The organism is Gemmatimonadota bacterium (assembly GCA_009838845.1).
Classification (GTDB): Bacteria; Latescibacterota; UBA2968; order UBA2968; family UBA2968; genus VXRD01.
The window spans coordinates 1-19628 of sequence record VXRD01000152.1; the positions used below are offsets into that span (position 1 = coordinate 1).

Annotated in this window: 14 protein-coding genes and 1 pseudogene; 14 read left to right on the top strand and 1 reads right to left on the bottom strand. The window is 52.9% G+C overall.

The genetic code is table 11. The annotated features are described in order from the left end of the window. Positions 1 to 37 precede the first annotated feature (37 nt). From F4Y39_21370 to F4Y39_21435, 14 genes and pseudogenes are all read left to right on the top strand, one after another. Positions 38 to 997 carry a dihydrodipicolinate synthase family protein gene (locus F4Y39_21370; protein MYC16285.1) on the top strand — a complete coding sequence of 320 codons (960 nt, stop codon included), beginning with the start codon at positions 38 to 40 and terminating at the stop codon, positions 995 to 997. A gap of 52 nt (positions 998 to 1049) precedes the next feature. Beyond that, positions 1050 to 3470, top strand: coding sequence for a DUF898 family protein (locus F4Y39_21375; protein ID MYC16286.1), 2421 nt, complete (start codon positions 1050 to 1052; stop codon positions 3468 to 3470). 4 nt (positions 3471 to 3474) lie between these two features. Beyond that, positions 3475 to 4626, top strand: a complete 1152-nt coding sequence (locus F4Y39_21380) for a M48 family metallopeptidase (protein ID MYC16287.1) — start codon at positions 3475 to 3477, stop codon at positions 4624 to 4626. Positions 4627 to 4661: 35 nt separating this feature from the next. Next, positions 4662 to 6011 carry a sulfatase gene (locus F4Y39_21385; GenBank protein MYC16288.1) on the top strand — a complete coding sequence of 450 codons (1350 nt, stop codon included), beginning with the start codon at positions 4662 to 4664 and terminating at the stop codon, positions 6009 to 6011. Then, positions 6008 to 7711, top strand: a complete 1704-nt coding sequence (locus tag F4Y39_21390) for an arylsulfatase (GenBank protein MYC16289.1) — start codon at positions 6008 to 6010, stop codon at positions 7709 to 7711. The genes F4Y39_21385 and F4Y39_21390 overlap by 4 nt, the downstream gene beginning before the upstream one ends. Before the next feature lie 98 nt (positions 7712 to 7809). After that, positions 7810 to 8685: a phytanoyl-CoA dioxygenase family protein gene (locus F4Y39_21395; protein MYC16290.1), complete on the top strand. Its 876-nt coding sequence runs from the start codon at positions 7810 to 7812 to the stop codon at positions 8683 to 8685. 30 nt (positions 8686 to 8715) lie between these two features. After that, entirely contained in the window at positions 8716 to 9561 is an 846-nt protein-coding gene (locus tag F4Y39_21400) for a glucose 1-dehydrogenase (protein ID MYC16291.1), read from the top strand. Beyond that, positions 9533 to 10543, top strand: a complete 1011-nt coding sequence (locus F4Y39_21405) for an ABC transporter substrate-binding protein (GenBank protein ID MYC16292.1) — start codon at positions 9533 to 9535, stop codon at positions 10541 to 10543. Before F4Y39_21400 ends, F4Y39_21405 begins: the two co-directional genes overlap by 29 nt. Positions 10544 to 10557: 14 nt before the next feature. Then, on the top strand, positions 10558 to 12072 hold the full coding sequence (locus F4Y39_21410; protein MYC16293.1) for an EF-hand domain-containing protein: 1515 nt from the start codon (positions 10558 to 10560) through the stop codon (positions 12070 to 12072). A gap of 20 nt (positions 12073 to 12092) precedes the next feature. Next, positions 12093 to 13583 carry a sugar ABC transporter ATP-binding protein gene (locus F4Y39_21415; GenBank protein ID MYC16294.1) on the top strand — a complete coding sequence of 497 codons (1491 nt, stop codon included), beginning with the start codon at positions 12093 to 12095 and terminating at the stop codon, positions 13581 to 13583. Continuing rightward, positions 13580 to 14518, top strand: coding sequence for an ABC transporter permease (locus F4Y39_21420; GenBank protein MYC16295.1), 939 nt, complete (start codon positions 13580 to 13582; stop codon positions 14516 to 14518). Before F4Y39_21415 ends, F4Y39_21420 begins: the two co-directional genes overlap by 4 nt. Positions 14519 to 14638: 120 nt before the next feature. Then, entirely contained in the window at positions 14639 to 15088 is a 450-nt protein-coding gene (locus tag F4Y39_21425; protein ID MYC16296.1) for a thioredoxin family protein, read from the top strand. Positions 15089 to 15184: 96 nt separating this feature from the next. Next, positions 15185 to 16451 (top strand): annotated as a pseudogene (locus F4Y39_21430) (iron-containing alcohol dehydrogenase). An 83-nt stretch (positions 16452 to 16534) separates the two neighbouring features. Beyond that, the gene (locus F4Y39_21435) at positions 16535 to 18418 is read left to right on the top strand and encodes a sodium:solute symporter family protein (protein ID MYC16297.1); all 1884 of its coding nucleotides are present in this window, start codon (positions 16535 to 16537) and stop codon (positions 18416 to 18418) included. Between the two features lie 32 nt (positions 18419 to 18450). Here F4Y39_21435 and F4Y39_21440 read toward each other — a convergent pair whose 3' ends face one another. Next, positions 18451 to 19482: a mandelate racemase/muconate lactonizing enzyme family protein gene (locus F4Y39_21440; GenBank protein MYC16298.1), complete on the bottom strand. Its 1032-nt coding sequence runs from the start codon at positions 19480 to 19482 to the stop codon at positions 18451 to 18453. Between the last annotated feature and the right edge of the window lie 146 nt (positions 19483 to 19628).

Here is a 19628-nt window from a genome sequence, read left to right on the forward strand (position 1 = left end):
ATATACGTTTTGTGAGTGCTTCAAAAAAGGAGACGACATGAGTTCTGATACATTTCGCGGAGTTTTGACCATACCCTCAACCCCATTTAAGCAAAATGGGGATGTCGATTGGGGCGACCTCAAGCGCGTGCTGGATTTTTGTATCACCTGCGGCGCGCATGGAATTGTCTGGCCCGTAAATGCCAGTAGTTTTCCCGTATTGACCGACCAGGAACGCCTGCACGGTATGCAGATGGTCGTAGAACACACCGCCGGACGCGTTCCAGTAATTCTCGGCGTACAGGGGGCGAGTGGAAATCACGCGGCGATGTTCGCGCGTCACGCGCAGGCACTGGAAGCCGATGGCGTTATCGCAATGGCCCCTTATATCGAGCCAATCGAAGACGAAGATGCGATGGTGCGCTATTATCAGGGAATAGACCGCGAAGTGGATATGCCAATCTTTATACAAAATCACCTGCGGGGCAGCGAGTTGTCCATCGACACAGTGGTGCGCTTGATCAATGAAGTAGAACACATAGAATACGTTAAGGAAGAGGTCTTCCCCCCAACGCACATGATTACGGGCTTAATCGAACAAGCAGGCCCAAAATTGAAAGGCGTATTTGGCGGAGCCAGTGGCCGCTATTTACTGCTCGAACATCCGCGCGGCGTAGCCGGACAAATGCCGGGCTGTCACATAACAGATGTCGTGGTGCGCCTGTGGAATGCCCTGGAAGCCGGAGATTTGAAAGAGGCAAAACGGGTATATGGCATCATGGCCCCCCTATTCGCGCTCGAGACAATAAAAGGCACAAATTATCCCGAAATACTGCGCCGCCGCCAGGTCATAAAAAGTTCGCACAGCCGTTTGACAACCCGTTTTCCAACTCAAGATGCGTACGATCACGCGGCACTCGACGATATTTTGCGGGACCTGGAACCGCTATTTACATGGAATGAAAAGCCACTGCTATACGGTCCCCCCGAATGGCTCAAAGATCAATGGACGGATTAAACCAGCCTTTGTAAATAATCGCTTATTCTCCAATTTGTGACACGGAAATTTCATGCATCTAAAATCATTGTCTCGATCGACAGTTTATTTTTTTCTCCTTTGGGGATCCATCTCAACCAGCATTGCTCAGGAAGTATCATTAGTATCTCAGGACACGACGGCTGCTGGTCGCTGGAGCCTTATAGCTGGCACTGCTTTTTTGCACGCCGGTGAACACCCCTACATAGATCGAGAAGGCAGCATGTGGTGGGGATACCAGGACAATGTCTTTGTGCTGAGGCAAAACCAGTTATCAAAGATAACCGTAGGGTGGCCTGTGAACGCGATAGTGCAAGATTCAACGGGGGCCATGTGGTTTTTTGGACATCACAGCGATTCGCTCATTGTCTCGCGCTACGACGGCATTATACGGGAGATAACGAAAACGCAAGTAAAGTGGAATTTGATTATGAGCCCTCCGGCAGTTGTAGATGGCAAAGGGCGATTTTGGATGCGTGCTCACCCCCTATATGAACGCAGATCAAGTGGCGGCTATGGTATCTTTGAGTACACCAATAACCGCTGGGTTCACCACACAACTGAAGCAGGACTCAGGGACGACCGTATTTACGACTTGACCGTAGATCAAAAAGGCCACCTCTGGGCTGCGACTTACAGAAGTGCCAGCCAATACCGAGACGGGCAATGGCACAATTATGGTCGGGGAGACGGTTTAAGCAATCAGAAAGTGTATCGAATTGCCATAGACAAAAATGGCGACATCTGGTGTACGCATGGCAATCGCGATGATATTTCCGTTTATGACGGTGATAAATGGCGCGTGATCAACACGGATTCCGGTATGCCCTTTGGGGAAGTGCGGGCAGCACTTTGTGCGCGAGATGGCACCTTCTGGTTTGGTGTACACTATGATGATATAACAGATCCAGAACAAAGCGGCCTGGTTCGTTTTGACGGTCAATCGTGGCTTGTGTTGACGGAGAGGGACGGACTACCGGGCAATCACGTTCTGAAAATTTCTGAACTACTGGATGGAAAGCTGTTATTACAGATTCGAAAACCAACATCGACGGTATTTGAGTCAGACACAACGCCGTTGCAAATTTCCGATCAAGCGCTTGCGATATTTGAACCCGATACAACGCAATGTGCGCGTGTTTCGGGATATGTTGAAAATCGAGATGGAATCGCTATAGATTCTGTCGCAGTATCTCTCACAACATCCAAAGGACATGTAAAAGCGAGCACTGTAACCAATGATCAGGGTTTTTACGAAATGAGGGTCTTGCCCGGCAAATACAGGGTTCAAGTGCCAGATGCCTGGGGTGGAAAACGCGACATAGTCGTGGCCCCTGGCGAGGTTGTCAGTGGCGTGGATATTCGTCCCTTTTGGTTTGCCAATTTGGAAACGCGCAATACCGTTTTTGGACTTGTGTTTTTGTTTTTTGTAGTCATGGTGCTCGTCGGCTTGCTCTATATCGTCATCCGCGCATTCGCCGTGCAACCGCTCAAAGTGCCCGAACTGAGTGAAGCACACAACCCCCTCCGTCTTCGTTTTCACGGAAATGGAAGCAGTCTATTTGGTATTTTTGTAATCAATGTGTTGTTTACACTTCTCACGCTCGGAGTGTATTATTTTTGGGGCAAGGCAAAAATTCGGCGTTATATGCACAGCCAAACAGAATTGCATAACAGTCGGTTCTCAAACCATACCACCGGCGGCGAACTCTGCATTGGCTGGATTAAAGCCATTATTTTAATCGTCACAATCGTATTAATTTCGGAAATACCCTCGTTTTTCTGGGAAGATATGACGCACGAGTGGATCACTATGCTCGCGTTTTACGGGCTTCTGCTTTTTGTATTTTTGCCTCTGGCCATCGTAGGGTCCTTGCGTTTCAGACTCAGCCGAACTTCTTATCAAGGCATCCGATTCTCCTTCAGGGGCAATAGCAAAACATTTTTCAAAATCTATTATATCGGGCTATTAAAAACAATATTCACCCTGGGGTTGTACTATCCCTATTTTGAAACGAAGATTCGCCTATTCTTGACCAGGAGCGTGCAATTTGGCACAGGGCGTTTTAAATTTTTCGGCACAGGGCGCAACCTATTCTGGTATTTTGTACTAAATTTGTTACTCACGCCTTTTACACTGGGTTTGTGCTGGTATTGGTACACGGCACTCAAGACGCGCTACTACTGGTCTTGCACAACATTCGAAGGCACTTCATTTCATTCGACTGTTGTCGGCAGTCGCCTTCTGTTGCTAAAGGTCGAAAATTTTATTTTACTCGTCATTTCCCTGGGCCTGGCATGGCCCTGGGTTGCGGTTCGCAATAACAGATTTTTGTGCGACTATCTCGTTTTGTCCGACCCACCGGATTTTTCCAGTATTGCCCAGGACTTTTCAGACGCCGGAGCAACGGGCGAAGGCTTGAGCGATTATCTGGATTTTGAATTTGAGTTTTAGAACTATGGCACGAGATACACACAGGTGGCACGCACACTTTTACGATGGGCAAACTGCACAGCCCCATACCGTGCAGATAGAAGTTTTAGCGAATGGCCTTGAGATAATATTTTCAGACCGTCCATCTGAAATTTGGACTTACGGAAGTTTTCGTCAGACCGAGGGCTTTCACAGCGGAGAATTGGTCCGGTTTGAAAAGAACGATACTTTTGGGCAAGCACTGGTAATAGACGACGTGCAAATCTTGGAGGTCATTCGAGAACGCAACCCCATTTCGGGCTTTCACAATCCCAGGCTTCGCCGTTACCGGGTCCCTCTTGTCGGTTTTTCTCTCGTTTCTAGTGTGTTTATTATCTGGCTGCTCTACGGCCATATTCTGCCCGTATTCATCGACGGCATCGCACGCATTGCGCCCGTTGCCTGGGAAGAATCACTTGGCCGATCCGTTGTCGCGTATATCGCACCCAAAGAAGACCGCTGCCAGGATGAAATTTATACTGAAGTCTTTGATGAAATCGACGCGCGTTTGACCGCCCCGACAAACTTGCCCTATACATTTCGCATTTACGTCGTCAAGAACGCCCAAGTAAATGCCTTCGCGCTTCCCGGCGGCTATATGGCTATTACAACCGGCTTTCTAAAGCGCGTAAAATCCGCCGAGCAAATCGCCGGTGTAATCGCACACGAGATGCAACATGTCGTGCAAAGACACGGCACCCGGGCCGTCTTGCGCGAAATGTCCACGCGCGCACTTATTGCAGCGATTTCCGGTGGTGGCGAAGGTTTGGACTACGTGCTTGACGGAGCCGCCCTGGTGGGTGCCCTGCGTTTTTCAAGAGACCACGAGTCTTCTGCTGATATCGAAGGCATGAAAATGATTCTTGATGCGAATATTGACCCAAAAGGAATGGTCGAAGCATTTGAAATCCTTCTCGAAATAATGGGAGATATGCCAGATGGTCTGGTCTATGCTTCAACCCACCCCTTGACAAAAAATCGCATTCGTTCACTATCGCCCTATTTAGATTCCCTGAAAGTCGATCCCATTCCAATCGTCTCCGACTCAACCTGGGCGCGTTTCGCGCAAGCAATTCGCGCAGGCCAGTGTAAGCGAGCGGATGAACAGAAGGCGCCCACAACGCAGAAAAGCGAGTGATCGGCGCAGCACAACATAGCGCAAAGGAGCAAAAAATGTCGAACTCCCGTCCGAATGTCCTCTGGCTTTTTCTCGAAGATGTGAACCCGTGGATGAGTTGTTATGGCGACCAGACCATACAAACGCCGAATATAGACGCGCTCGCCGCTTCGGGCATAAAATTTGATCGGGCGTATCAAACCTCTGGCGTATGCTCGCCTTCTCGCTCGGCAACAATTACCGGGATGTATCAAACCACCATAGGCGCGCACAACCACAACAGCTCATACCCCCTTTTACCCGAAGGGATAAAGACAATACCCGAGTATTTTCGAGACGCCGGATATTACACATTTAACGAAGGCAAAACGCATTATAACTTTGTCTTTGAATTAGATGTTTTATTTAACCACCATGGGAGCATGGATTTCAAAGGGGCAGAAAACGGAAGCGATTGGTCCGGATGTCCCCCTGGTCAACCGTTCTTCGGACAAATTCAGCTTCGAGGTGGCAAAAGCATTGGATTGCTCAAAGGACCGGGCATCGATCCCGCCTCAGTACCTGTGCCATCATTTTATCCCGATCACGAAATCATCCGCAGAGAAATTGCCCTACACTACGATTGTATCCTGCACACAGACCGACAGGTGGGATGGATTCTGGAACGACTACAAGAAGATGGATTGCGCGAAAATACGATCATATTTTTATTTAGCGATCACGGGATGCGGTTGCCGCGGCACAAGCAATTTATTTACGAAGGTGGTCACAAAATCCCATTGATAATTTCATGGCAGGGCAATACAGATATCGTAACCCCCGGAAGCGTGCGCTCCGACCTCGTCAGCGGCATTGATATCGGTCCCACCTCCCTCGCGCTCGCTGGCCTCGGTGTGCCCGATTACATGGAAGGTCAAAATCTGTTTGGCGAACACTTTGTCGAGCGCGACTACGTGATTGCGGCAAAAGACCGCTGCGATTTTACAATAGATCGCATGCGCACGGTGCGCACCCAGCGGTATCGCTATGTGCGGAACTTTATGACAGATCGCCCTTTTATGCAGGCGCAGTACCGCGATGGATCGGATTATATGGAACTGATACGTTCCATGCACGCCAACGACGAACTCACGCCCGAGCAGGCATTCTTCTGGGCAAAAGAACGCATCGCAGAAGAATTTTACGATTGTGACGCCGATCCCGAAGAGGTGAACAATCTCGTAGATGATCCAGACCACGCCGAAGCCTTGCAATACCACCGCGATATTCTGAAACAGTGGATTGCCCAGACCGATGACCAGGGCCAATATCCCGAACCCGCAATCGGCTTGCGATGGGTGCTGAAACAGTGGGGAGATAAGTGTGTAAATCCAGAATATGATACAATAAAAAAGGAGACACAATGACCAGACCAAATATTCTCGTGATCTTGACCGACGATCAGGGTTGGGGCGATTTGAGTGTACACGGCAACACAAATCTCAACACGCCAAATGTGGATTCTCTCGCACGAGATGGCGCACTATTCGACCGGTTTTACGTCTGCCCGGTATGCGCGCCCACGCGGGCAGAGTTTTTGACGGGACGCTATCATCTGCGCGGCGGTGTCCACGGCGTGAGTACTGGTGCCGAGCGACTAAACCTCGATGAGACCACCATTGCCGATGTGTTCAAAGCCGCCGGATACGCCACGGGTGCTTATGGCAAGTGGCACAATGGCACGCAACATCCCTATCATCCAAACGCACGGGGATTTGACGAGTTTTTTGGGTTCTGTTCCGGACACTGGGGACAATATTTTGATGCCGAACTCGAACACAATGGCGAACTCACGCGCGGAAAGGGATACCTGCCCGATGAGTGTACAGACCGCGCGATGGATTTTATGACAGCAAATGTCGAACGCGATCAACCGTTCTTCTGTTATCTCCCCTACAATATCCCACACACACCATTTCAGGTACCCGACGAGTTTTACGATCCATTCCGCGATAAACCGATTGAGATGCGGGCGACCAATCCCGACCAGGAAGAAATAGTCCGCACGCGGGCGGCACTCGCCCTGTGTGAAAACATCGATTGGAATGTGGGGCGATTGCTGGACAAACTCGACGAATTGGAAATCGCGGAAGACACTATTGTATTTTATTTTGGAGATAATGGGCCCAATGGCGCGCGATGGAATGGTGGGATGAAAGGCACAAAAGGATCAACAGATGAAGGCGGCGTGCGCGTGGCGGGATTGATGCGTTGGAAAGGTCATATCCAAGCTGGTACAGTAATTGAAGAAATCGCCGGGGCGATTGATCTATTGCCCACATTTGCCGACCTTGCGGGTATCGACCTAAAAGTCGAAAAACCCCTGGAAGGACGCAGCCTCAAACCCCTGCTATTGGGCGAAGATGTCGAATGGTCTGACCGCATCATCCTATCACATCAGCGGGCACAATTGAGCGCACGCAATCAGCGATTCCGATTGGACATAGAAGGCAAGTTATACGATATGGTCGCCGATGGTGGGCAGACAACAGATGTGTCAAAAGAACATCCCGATGTTCACGCAGAATTGTCAGATGCAGTAGCAAAATATCACGCCGAAGTCTTGCCTGTAAACGACGACCGCCCCTTTGCCACGGGCTACTGGAAAACGACCCGCTTGCCCGCGCGAGATGGCGTGCATCACGGCACAGTCCAGCGCAGTGCAGGCGCGCCCAACTGTTCTTATTTCACGCATTGGACACAAGTGGGTGATCGGATGACCTGGGATATCGAAGTCGGCACAACCGGCGACTATGAAGCAGCGGTTTATTATACATGCCCGGAAGAAGATGTAGGATCAACCGTCGAGCTGGCATTTCACCCCGAGCACGACCAGACGACAAAAGTGCAAGGACAGGTAACCGACGCACACGACCCACCACTCATCGGTGCAGCAGATGACCGCTATCCCCGCGGCGGTGAGTCCTATGTGAAGGATTTCGAGCCATTGACATTGGGCACAATCCACCTGAACGCGGGCAAAGGTACCTTGACCTTGCGTGCCCTTGACGTACCCCATTCACAGGTGATGGACGTGCGGCGCGTGATGTTGACATTGAAGGAATAGTGAACGAGATAGACTCGATTAAAAACGGAACTTTACATTTTACTCAAGACTCTTGGAAGGCAACTTATCAGAGGCCACGTTAACAAGGAAATCCAAAAATGCTCACCCCAAATTGGAATATCCTTCCCAAAGAAACCATCCGGGAATTCGACGAAAAGGGCTGTTTAATCGTGCGCCGGGCACTCGATCAAAAAACAGTCGCACACTTGCTTGAAACATGCGACCGATTCATCGACAGCGACATAAAAACAAATCGACAAACGCGCGAGAATGGATACTACGATGGCTTTCGCAACTGCATCGCCTTAGACGACGCCTTTCTATCTCTCCTCACACATCCCAAAATCTTCCCCATGGTCGTGCAATTTCTCGGCGCGTATCTCCATCTCACCACCTCACACCTGATTTACAAACACCCCGACCCGCCCGGCACGCCCGATTTTGCCCGAGCGCCAAACTGGCATCGCGATTACGGTCGCCTCAACAACGACCTCCAGCACGCGGCTCCCCGGGGCATGCTCAAATGCGCTTATTATCTCACGGATCTCACCGAATCCAATGCGGGCGCCACACTCGTCGTGCCCGGCAGTAATCTATTGAGAGACCCCCTCGACATTCCCCCCAATGGCGATCCAGAAGGCGCATTCGAACCGCATCTCGAACCCGGCGACTGTCTCATCTTTGAAAACCGAACCTATCACGCCGGCGGTATCAACCTGTCCGACGAGACCCGCAAAGTCATCATGTTCGGTTATGGCTACAGATGGCTCGCGCCCATAGATTACCGCGTGCAGCCTCAATCGCTATTAGACAAACTCGATCCATTGGGCCAGTACCTCCTTGGCGAAACACTGGTCAAAACAGAAGAATATCAAACCAGCGGCGGTGAAACCCCGCTCAAACCCTGGTGCGAGCAAAACAACCTGCCCCTCGTCAGACCACCAGTCTGGCAAGAAGATCTGGCTCTTGCCTGATTATCGACCAAAATAAACAAAGGGTTAATAATGGGATTACTTAACGGTAAAGTAGCGATCATCACGGGTGGCGCGAGTGGCATTGGTCGCGCAACTGCTCGCCTCTTTGTCGAAGAAGGCGCACAAGTCATCATCGCAGACATCCAGGACGATAAAGGCCAGACTGTTGCAGAAGAACTCGGTCACAACGCCATCTTCCAGCACACCAATGTGAGACGGGAACCCGATATCAGAGCGATGATCAATCTCGCCGTCACGCATTTTGGACGCCTGGATTGCCTCTTTAACAACGCCGGATACGGCGGTGTAGCGGGACCTGTTGAAGAAACATCCATGCGGGGTTTTGACAAAACCGTAAGCATTCTCCTGCGCGGCGTCTTCATGGGCATCAAACACGCGGCTCCCGTGATGAAAAAACAGGGATCGGGCAGCATCATCAGCACGGGTTCTGTCGCGGGCCTTCGCACGGGCTATGGGCCGCATGTGTACAGCGCGTGTAAAGCCGCCGTCATACACCTCACCCGCACAACGGCAATGGAATTGGGACCTCACAACATCCGCGTCAACTGTATATGCCCGGGAGGCATTGCCACCCCCATATTTGCCCCGGCGCTGGACCTCACGCCCGAAGAATCTGACAAAGCCTATCAACTCATGACCGAAAAACTCGCTGGCGGACAGCCTATCCATCGCGCGGGTCAGCCCGAAGACATCGCACATGCAGCCCTCTATCTCGCCAGTGATCACGCCTCATTTGTCAACGGTCACGCCCTCGTCGTCGATGGCGGCCTCATCGGCGGCCAAAAATGGGACAGATCCTGGATCGCCCGAGAGGGGCTTACGTCTGATGAGGACATACGTGAAGAAGGAGAATAATATGAACCGCGTCTTAATCTCATTGGCCCTCATGCTCTTCATCGCTTGTGGCAGTGAACAAACCGGACCGGCAAAAACGACCATTGCCGTCATACCCAAAGGCACAACCCACGAATTCTGGAAATCGATTCACGCAGGCGCTGTCAAAGCGCAGCGCGAGTTAGACATAGAAATAATATGGAAAGGGCCACTCAAAGAAGACGACCGCGAAGACCAGATCGCACTGGTCGAAAACTTCATCTCTCGTGGCGTTTCGGGCATTGTACTCGCGCCCCTCGACGACACTGCCCTTCGCGTACCCGTCGCCAATGCCGTGCGCAACGGCATCCCGGTCGTCATTATCGACTCGGGGCTTCAAAGCGAGGACTTCGTCTCCTTTGTCGCCACCGACAATTATCGCGGAGGACGCCTCGCAGGTGCCGACATGGCCCAACGCCTGAACCAAAAGGGCAAAGTCATCATGCTGCGTTACCAGGAAGGCTCTGCCAGTACAATGAAACGTGAACAGGGATTTCTCGACGCAATTGGCGAGCATTCAGACATCGAAATCGCCTCATCAAATCAACACGGCGGTGCCACCACTGAAAGCGCGTATCAGGCCAGCGAAAACTTGCTCGCGCCCTTGAAAGACGCAAACGGCAAACTCACCATCCAGGGCATCTTCTGCCCCAACGAATCCACCACATTTGGCATGCTGCGCGCCCTGCAAGACGCGGGCCTCGCCGGCAGTGTCATATTCATCGGCTTTGACAGTTCGGAAAAACTCGTCGAAGCCCTCGAAAACGATCAGATCCACGGGCTTGTACTGCAAAATCCCTTTAGAATGGGCTACCTTGGCGTCAAAACCATAGTAGCACACCTCCAAAATCAACCCGTTGAAAAGCGCGTTGATACCGGCGTTGCCCTCGTCACCAAAGACAACATGAACGACCCAGACATCAAAGACGTATTAACGCCAGACCTGGATAAATGGCTAAAATAAATGGAGTAAAAATAGTGCAGAAACTCTGCCGAATTGCGCTAATTATCACCGCCACCCCTTCAATTGCCCTATCGCAGACCTTACCCAACCTGACTGCGCTAAGCGAAACGATTAAGCCACAGGTATCTTCAATTCGGTTACTCAACTTTATCCAGCCATTCACAATACGCTATCAGACAAACGCGGAAATCACCGCATTCATAAGCGATGAGTTCAATCAGACTGTACCGCAAACAATTCGTCAAAACTACGATCTATTCATCCGCGCCATCGGGTTGTACCACGGAGGTATCCCCTTCGACTTCGAAGCTCTGATAAGAGCCTCACAGGGCCAAATAGGTGCCTATTACTATCCCGCAAACCGTTCTATCAACATCCCGATAGGATCAATTCCCATACAAGAGCTTCGAGTAATCGTAGTCCATGAACTGACGCATGTGCTACAGGACCAGCACTTTGGGCTCGACCGTTTACTCAGCGCAACAAACAGCGACAAATTATTAGCCCATCAAGCTCTCGCCGAAGGCGATGCAACGCTGGTGGAATACCTCTGGTTTTTAGATCGCACTGGACAAGCGATGTCAGATGCCCAACTACAGCAATTCGTAAACACGGTTGCCAGCACGACAGTTGGCGAAGTCAAGCGCAACCTCAAAGATGTAGAATCCGATCCACAGGTCGTCCAGGCGATTGACGAAACCCCCGATTTTATATTTGAACAGCAACTTGGAATCTACTTTCGCGGAATGGCCTTTGTATTTGAGTTGAAAAAACGCGGGGGATGGGCAACAGTGAATCGCGCGTACACCCATTTGCCAATGTCAATGGAACACATCCTTCACCCAGACAAATACTTCGCAGGAGAATCTCTCGAGGAGATCGCACTTCCTGATTTGGCAAATGAAACCTTCACAGGAAATTGGGAATTGCTGGACAGGGATACACTGGGCGAATTTGGACTCAGAATTATCTTCAATACCTTTGCTATCCCATCACACGCAGCAGCCGCAGGCTGGCATGGCGACCAGTATGTCGTCCTCAAACACCGCCAGGATAATACACCTGCCCTCGTCCTGTTCACGACCTGGGATACGGAACAAGACGCGACAGAGTTCAAAACTGCCTACGAAGGCGTGCTCGCAATAAAACACCGTGGATCTACAGACTTCAGGATTGAGCAGCAAGGGACAGACGTGTTAATCTCTGAATCGTCTCGGGATCTCGACCTGTTATTTGCGTACCTCGAAAAAGTTCGATTCACCCCCACGGTCGCACTCGAAATTTTCGATTTTGACGGCGATCTCACGATCGGCTTCTCGGACTTCCTCATGTTCGCTGCCCATTTTGGCAAGAGCAGTTCGGATCCGGATTTTGACCCGCGATTCGACATCGATGCAGATGGTATGATCGGCTTCTCGGACTTCCTCGCATTTGCTTCTGCTTTTGGAAAACAAATTACGCCCAACTCAAAACCCGCCGTCGTGATTGACCCGCACATTATCCACCGCACGCTGGGATTTATCCGATAAAGCGGTCAGGCACATCCTCTATGTCGTCCATTCCTAAACATCCGCGCTTTGCCATGCGCGGCATTCGCAAAACCTTTGGCGCAACCATCGCGCTCGACAACGTCGATTTTGCCGTTTCAGCCAGTGAAATCCACGCCCTCATCGGTGAAAACGGCGCGGGCAAAAGCACCCTGATGAAAGTGCTATCGGGAGCCTTGCAACCCGATGCCGGGGAAATGACCGTTGATGGATCGCCCTTCGCACCTGCCAATCCCCTCCAGGCACGCCAGCAAGGCGTAGTCATGATCTATCAAGAACTCTCCCTCGCGCCCCATCTAACCGTTGTAGAAAACGTCCTCCTCGGAATGGAAATCACGCGACGCGGGTTATTGCAAAAATCAGACATGCACGCCCTTGTCCAAAACGCGCTGACAGAACTCGACCATGCCGATATCGATCCCCACGCGCGCGTGAGCACCCTCACCATTGCCGAACGACAAATCGTAGAAATTGCACGCGCGCTATCTGTTCAATGCCGCGTCCTCGTCCTCGACGAACCCACCAGCAGCCTCACGCGCGCAGATGCCGACCGTTTATTTCGCGTGATGCAACGCCTGAAAGCGCGAAATTTGGCAATCGTCTATATCTCGCACTTCCTCGAAGAAATCAAAGAAATCGCCGATCAATTCACAGTTCTGCGAGACGGTAAAAAAGCTGGCAGCGGCCTGGTCGCCCAAACCCCCATACCCGATATCGTTCACCTCATGGTAGGTCGGCAAATCAACGATTTTTTTCCGCGCACCAAACGCACACCGGGCGAACCACTCCTCGACCTCACAGGCGGCGGCCCTCTCCCTCACAGCGCGTCCCTCGTCCTGCACTGCGGAGAAGTACTCGGCATTGGTGGACTCATCGGCGCGGGCCGCACAGAACTTTTGCGCGCCATCTTTGGCCTTGACCCCATCCGCAAAGGCAATATCACCTTCGCGCACAACACCATCCGCGCAACACCTGCACAGCGCCTCGCCCAGGGAATGGGATTGCTCAGCGAAGACCGCAAAGAAGAGGGCCTCGCCCAATCGATGAGTCTGACCGATAACCTCACCCTGTCGCACTTGCCCAGAGGGATCATCTTTCCCAAAAAACTGCGCGCCATTGCCCACCAGTGGATATCTCGCCTCGACATTCGCACATCGGGACCTGCACAATCCATCGCAGACCTCTCCGGCGGCAACCAGCAAAAAGTCGCGCTCGCCCGCCTGCTCTATCACGACGTAGATTGCCTCCTTCTGGACGAACCCACGCGCGGCATTGACATTGCCAGCAAAGCCGACATCTACCACCTGATTGACCAGCTCGCAACACAGGGCAAAGCCATACTCCTCGTAAGCAGTTACCTGCCCGAACTCCTCGGGATATGCGACCGCATCGCCGTCATGTACCGTGGTCAACTCGGCCCAGCGCGTCCTGTTGATCAGTGCAGCGAACACAGCCTCATGCTCGAAGCGACTGGACAGGAGGTCGCACTGTGAATCATCTATCGCGCTTTGCCCCCTTGCTGGGCCTATTTGCAGTGTACGGCCTATTCTCCATTCTCGGTCCCGACAGCTTTAGCAGCGGGCGCAACCTCGAAACCATCGCGCGTCAAACAGCCATTGTAGGCACGGCAGCACTCGGCATGACCCTCGTCATCATTGCCGGAGGCATTGACCTATCCGTCGGCTCCATCATAGCCCTGACCACCGTCACCATCGCCGCATCGCTCCAGGCTGATCTGTCACCCCCTGTTGCCGCGCTCATCGGCATACTCACAGGCGCGCTGTGTGGCCTTGTCAACGGCCTGATCATCACCCGTTTTCGCGTCGTGCCTTTTATCGTCACACTCGGCACGCTACTGCTCGTGCGCGGCATTGCCAAAGGACTGGCCAGCGAACAAAAAATCGACGCCCCCCTCACCTATCTCATCGACCTGCTCGCAGCACTACCGCAAGGTGCGTGGTGGATATTCCCACCCGGCGTATGGCTCCTCATCATCCTCGCCCTGCTCACCGGCGGATTCCTCGCCTATACCCGCCCTGGCAAACACATCGTCGCCATTGGATCCAACGAGAACACAGCTCGCCTGTGCGGCATCCGCGTCGAAGCCACCAAATTACTCGTCTATACCCTCGCCGGAACATCCGCAGGCATAGCCGGGCTCCTCCAATTTTCTCGCCTCACCGTAGGCGATCCCACGGTCGCTGTTGGCCTCGAACTCGACGTCATTGCAGCCGTTGTCATCGGCGGGGGCAGCCTCTCAGGCGGCGAAGGCTCAGTACTCGGCAGCGTGGTCGGCGCCCTGATCATGACCGTCATCCGCTCTGGCTGTTCGCAAATGGGCCTGCCAAATTGGGTACAAGAAATCGTCACCGGCATTATTATAGTCATCGCCGTGGCAGTCGATAGACTGAGACATCGAGAAAGATAGACGAAGTAATCCAGTCTATTTTTTGCAACTTATTTTTCATACCTGAGTTAGAAAAAACATATCTTATTGCAGACCCGAGCCAACGACGTGGCTCATTCACCCATTCCAAGGAGTACACCCATGCAAACCCTACGCACGCTCTCCCTCATCGCCCTCGCCTTTTTGTTCACCACAGCCCCTGCCTTTGCAGGCACCGTCGAAGTAGAAGGCGAAGGCACACCAGCCCTGTACGTGGTCAAAGTACACGCTGACTGGTGCGGCTCCTGCAAGGCACTGGTGCCCATTCTCGACGAAGTCCGAGAAACCATGTCTGCCGAGCCTGTTCTCTTTCTTACCCTGGACGTGACCGACGCAGACCGCACCGGCCAAGCCCGTTTGCTGGCCGCAGCCCTCGGCATAGAGCAACATCTCAAAACCAATAACAAGACCGGGCTGGTCCTGGTCATCAACCCCTCGGACAAAACCCTGCTGGAAACCCTGACTAAGGAAAACACCGCCGATGAAATGATCGGCAAAATCGAGGCCCATATTGCCGAAACTGCGGACGAAGACGAGGACATGGACATGTGAGGCAAGAGATCGAATTACGGTGCATCGCTTAGCGAACGCTGGGCGATGTACCTGAAAAATCAACTATATCAAAACTGCAATTATCGGAATCAACACATGAACAAAGACACTGCATTTCAAATGGGAGCCTCAAACCTGCGTTTTGGGGTGGGAACAACGCGAGAGATCGGCATGGACCTGTCCGACATGGGCCTTGAGCGCGTCCTCGTCATCACCGACCCCAACCTCGTCGATCTCCCCCCCGTTCAAACCGCGCGCGAGCGCCTCGAATCTGAAGGCATAGAATACGATCTGTTCGATCGCGTCCGCGTGGAACCCACAGATATTTCCTTCAAAGACGCCATCGCAGTCGCCACAGAAGGTGCTTACGAAGGCTATGTCGCCATCGGGGGCGGTTCATCTATCGACACTGCAAAAGCGGCCAATCTATTTGCAACCTATCCCGACGACTTCTTCGCCTATATCAACGCGCCCATCGGCCAGGGCAAACCCGTTCCCGGCCCAGTCAAACCCCTCTTTGCCATACCCACCACAGCCGGCACGGGAAGTGAAACCACGGGCGTAGCCATCTGACCGCCACGTCAAAACCGGCATTGCACACCGCTATCTCAAACCCGACCTCGCCATCGTCGATCCCGAAAACACGCGCACCATGCCGCCTTCCATCGCGGCAGCAACCGGCCTCGATGTCCTTTGCCACGCCCTCGAATCCTTTACCGCCATCCCCTATACCGAACGCCCCAGACCCAATCGCCCAATCGAACGCCCCGCCTATCAGGGCGCCAATCCCATTTCCGACATGTGGGCACTCAAAGCCATTGAAATGACCACGCAATACCTGCCCCGCGCGGTTCGCAACCCCGATGATGACGAAGCCCGCGCGCAAATGATCCTCGCTGCATCGCTCGCCGGCATCGGCTTTGGCAATGCAGGCGTTCACCTCTGCCACGGCATGTCGTATCCCGTCTCAGGTATGGTGCGGGACTTCAAACCCAAAGGCATGATCACGGACCATGCCATTATCCCACACGGCATGTCCGTCGTCCTCAACGCCCCTCCCGTCTTTCGATTCACAGGACCCGCGCGACCAGACCGCCACCTTCGGGCTGCCCAGATCATGGGCGCTGATATCTCCAACGCATCTCCCGACGAAGCGGGCCACATTCTCGCCGATCAAATCGTAGCTATGATGAAGCAACTCGAAGTGCCCAATGGTCTGTCAGCAATCGGCTTCACCGAAAGCGACATTCCCGCACTCGTCGAAGGCACCCTCCCCCAACACCGCGTCACCAAACTCTCACCGCGCCCCGCAGAAGCCGAAGACCTAAAAGCCTTGTTCAAAGATGCAATGATCGCATGGTAATCAAAGGTTGCCATTCTGTTTCCGAAATATTATGATGTAAGCACCAACAGCATTGATATACAGGCATAACAGGAGGGGGTTTCGTGGACGCTAAACTAATCTGGCTTTTTGCTTTTGTGGGACTTTACTGGGCATACTGTCTCTTCTGGGGTGTCCGAGGCGCCATTTCCTCACGCACATCAACCGACTACTTCGTGGCCGGGCGCACCATTGGCTTATGGGTATTTGTTCTCGCGGCCACCGCCACCAGCTTTTCCGGCTGGACCTTTGTAGGACACCCCGGCAAAATCCTCATCGATGGCCTGCCCTACGCATTCGCTTCCTTCTACGCCCTCACAATTCCCTTTACTGGCGTGCTCTTTTTGCGCCGCCAATGGGTTGTTGGGCGAGCTTTTGAACACATCACCCCCGGCGAAATGTACACCACCTACTACGGTGGCAATGGCATGCGCCTACTCACGGTTCTCGTAGCCTTCCTCTTTTCAGTACCTTATCTCGGCGTACAACTCCGCGCCTCTGGCGACCTCTTCCACGTACTCACCGACGGCATGATCGGTATTGAAGTGGGGATGTTTGCCCTCTCTGCCATTGTTATGATATACGTCGCATCCGGCGGTCTCCGCTCCGTTGCCTATGTTGACTGCGCCCAGTGCATATTGCTCGCCCTCGGCATTGTCATCCTGGGGGGCGTCGCCATCAGCTTTGCAGGGGGGTGGGGCGGATTTACCGACGGTCTTGCAGCCTATGTCAAACAAGACCTCGCATCGGGTCAAAAACTCACCCCCGCCGGCCACTCGAACATCGTGGCTATGCCGGGAACTATCCAGGCTGTATCTTCAGGGGCAGAAGCACAGGGCAGCGTGTGGACCGGCATGATGTGCCTCACCTACATGTTCGCGCTCATGGGCATCCAATCCTCACCCGCTTTTTCCATGTGGTGCTTTTCCAACAAAACCAGCGAGCCCTTCCGCTGGCAGCAAGTCGTGGCATCCTCGATTATCATCGGCATCATCCTCTTCTCCTTTACCATCTTTCAGGGCATTGGGGGCAACATCCTCATTGCAAATGGTATCTTTGAATCCGCCAATGACAAAAACCTCGTCCCCCAACTCATCAACCTGCTCACCGACGCGGCTCCCTGGCTCGTCGGCTTGCTCGCGGTTTGTGCCCTCGCCGCAATGCAATCCACTGGCGCTGCTTATATGTCCACCTTCTCCGGCATGGTCACGCGAGATCTCTACAAACAATACGTCGCCCCCGACGCATCGGACAGCGTGCAAAAACTCTGTGGGCGCATCTTTGTCATCGTCGTCACAGTGGTCGCGCTATTCGTCGCCGCGCAATTCACCGGCGCCATCGTCATGCTCGGCGGTCTGGCCGTTGCCTACGGTTTCCAGATGTACCCAGCTCTCATGGGCGTGTGTTACTTTCCCTGGCTCACCCGCAAAGGCGTGGTCTGGGGCCTTGTTGCCGGTCTTATTGCCGTCACCCTGACTGATCGCACAGTGGCCGTATTTGGACTGCCCTGGGGCGCATTCCCCCTCACCATTCACAGCGCGGGCTGGGGCATATTCGCCAACTTGATCATTGCCCTGCTCGTCTCGAAATTAGGTTCAGAAAACAACGGAGAACGCGAAAAACGCGAAAAACATCACGCCTTCATCCAGGCCGTCTCTGGCCTCACCGACGACCAGAAGAAATGGGTGACACCGGCGTGGATCCTCACAGTTTTGTGGTTCCTCGTTGGCTTCGGACCTTTTGCCACAGTTGGCAACACCCTATTTTCCGATCCCAATACCCCGGCCACATGGGCGCCTTTTGGTTTGCCCTCGCTCTGGGTCTGGCAACTCCTCATGCTGATCTTTGGCATCTTCGTCATGTGGATGCTCGCCTTCAAAGTCGGCCTCTCAAAGCCCGTTCCCATTGAAGATGTAACCTCGCAACGCAAAGCGTTTTTTGAAAAATAAAACCCGGTGTAAAATCCACCGGGCTAAATGGGTTATTCCCACAGGTCATCATCGAACCACACCCCAAAACCCGAGCCCTCACCTGGTGCCATTTTGCCATCCAGCACTTCCGGCTGATCGCGCACCCACGTCATCCAGGGACGTCCACTTTCAGCCAGTGGATCGGGATCAAGTGCGACAATCGCGTGCAGCGCCCACACCTCTCCCCCGCGATGCGGACACACCTCGACATCGTAATTCTTTGCCAACGCGTAAATTTTCACCAACTCTGTCAATCCCCCGCACCAGCACACATCCGGTTGATAAATAGCGTGTAACCCCCTTTGCATCAGCGCCTCAAACCCACGCGCCGTATATTCGTGCTCGCCACTCGCGATGGGAATGGGACTCTCGCGCATCAACCGTTCATAGCCGCCAAAATCCTCTGGCAAAAGCGGCTCTTCCAACCAGTCCAAATTGAACTCAGCCAACCGATCCGCAGCGCGCAACGTGCCCTCCACATCCCACCCCATTGACGCATCGCACATCAACTGGATATCGGTGCCAACAACTGACCGCACATCCGCAAAAAAATCAGCTATCGCATCCAATTCACTGTGGGGATCCATCCCGCCAATGCCAAATTTTAAAGCCTTATAACCCAGCGCGAGTGCGCCCTCAAGATCATCCCGAGACCACCCCGTACGATACGACGGCACTGCCATTCGCATTCCTCCCAGCACTTCGACAAGCGGTTTATTCGCCCGCTTGCCCCGTAAATCCCACAATGACAAATCCACACCACTAATCGCCATCATCGCAATCCCCTTGCGTCCATAAGCCGCGGTATGGCGATACATCGCATCCCACAACCCCTCGACATCCCCGGCATTCGCGCCGATCAAGACCTCGCGCAACACCGTCTGAACCACATGAATACCCGCCGGGCCACCTCCACCAACACCGTATCCCGACAACCCATCATCCGTATCAATCCGCACCAGAATCTGTCCAATCGTTCCGCGCCAACCAGCAGGCGCGCGATCTGCATCGGGCTGCACTGCGCGAACATGTGTAATGATCATGTGAAATCTCCTATTTGAAATAATAAAAAAATAAACGTAGCAAAATGACCACAGGTGTGGTCTTTATACCACACTTCGAGACTATCTACAGTGAAATACTGTACATTAATTTATAATGTAAATATCTATAAATAAATAACTTAAAC

What these genes read in the sequence shown, in the direction of transcription:
- F4Y39_21370 (MYC16285.1), top strand. Translation starts at nt 38, where the DNA reads ATGAGTTCTGATACATTTCGCGGAGTTTTGACCATACCCTCAACCCCA.
- F4Y39_21375 (MYC16286.1), top strand. Translation starts at nt 1,050, where the DNA reads ATGCATCTAAAATCATTGTCTCGATCGACAGTTTATTTTTTTCTCCTT.
- F4Y39_21380 (MYC16287.1), top strand. Translation starts at nt 3,475, where the DNA reads ATGGCACGAGATACACACAGGTGGCACGCACACTTTTACGATGGGCAA.
- F4Y39_21385 (MYC16288.1), top strand. Translation starts at nt 4,662, where the DNA reads ATGTCGAACTCCCGTCCGAATGTCCTCTGGCTTTTTCTCGAAGATGTG.
- F4Y39_21390 (MYC16289.1), top strand. Translation starts at nt 6,008, where the DNA reads ATGACCAGACCAAATATTCTCGTGATCTTGACCGACGATCAGGGTTGG.
- F4Y39_21395 (MYC16290.1), top strand. Translation starts at nt 7,810, where the DNA reads ATGCTCACCCCAAATTGGAATATCCTTCCCAAAGAAACCATCCGGGAA.
- F4Y39_21400 (MYC16291.1), top strand. Translation starts at nt 8,716, where the DNA reads ATGGGATTACTTAACGGTAAAGTAGCGATCATCACGGGTGGCGCGAGT.
- F4Y39_21405 (MYC16292.1), top strand. Translation starts at nt 9,533, where the DNA reads ATGAGGACATACGTGAAGAAGGAGAATAATATGAACCGCGTCTTAATC.
- F4Y39_21415 (MYC16294.1), top strand. Translation starts at nt 12,093, where the DNA reads ATGTCGTCCATTCCTAAACATCCGCGCTTTGCCATGCGCGGCATTCGC.
- F4Y39_21425 (MYC16296.1), top strand. Translation starts at nt 14,639, where the DNA reads ATGCAAACCCTACGCACGCTCTCCCTCATCGCCCTCGCCTTTTTGTTC.
- F4Y39_21440 (MYC16298.1), bottom strand. Translation starts at nt 19,482, where the DNA reads ATGATCATTACACATGTTCGCGCAGTGCAGCCCGATGCAGATCGCGCG.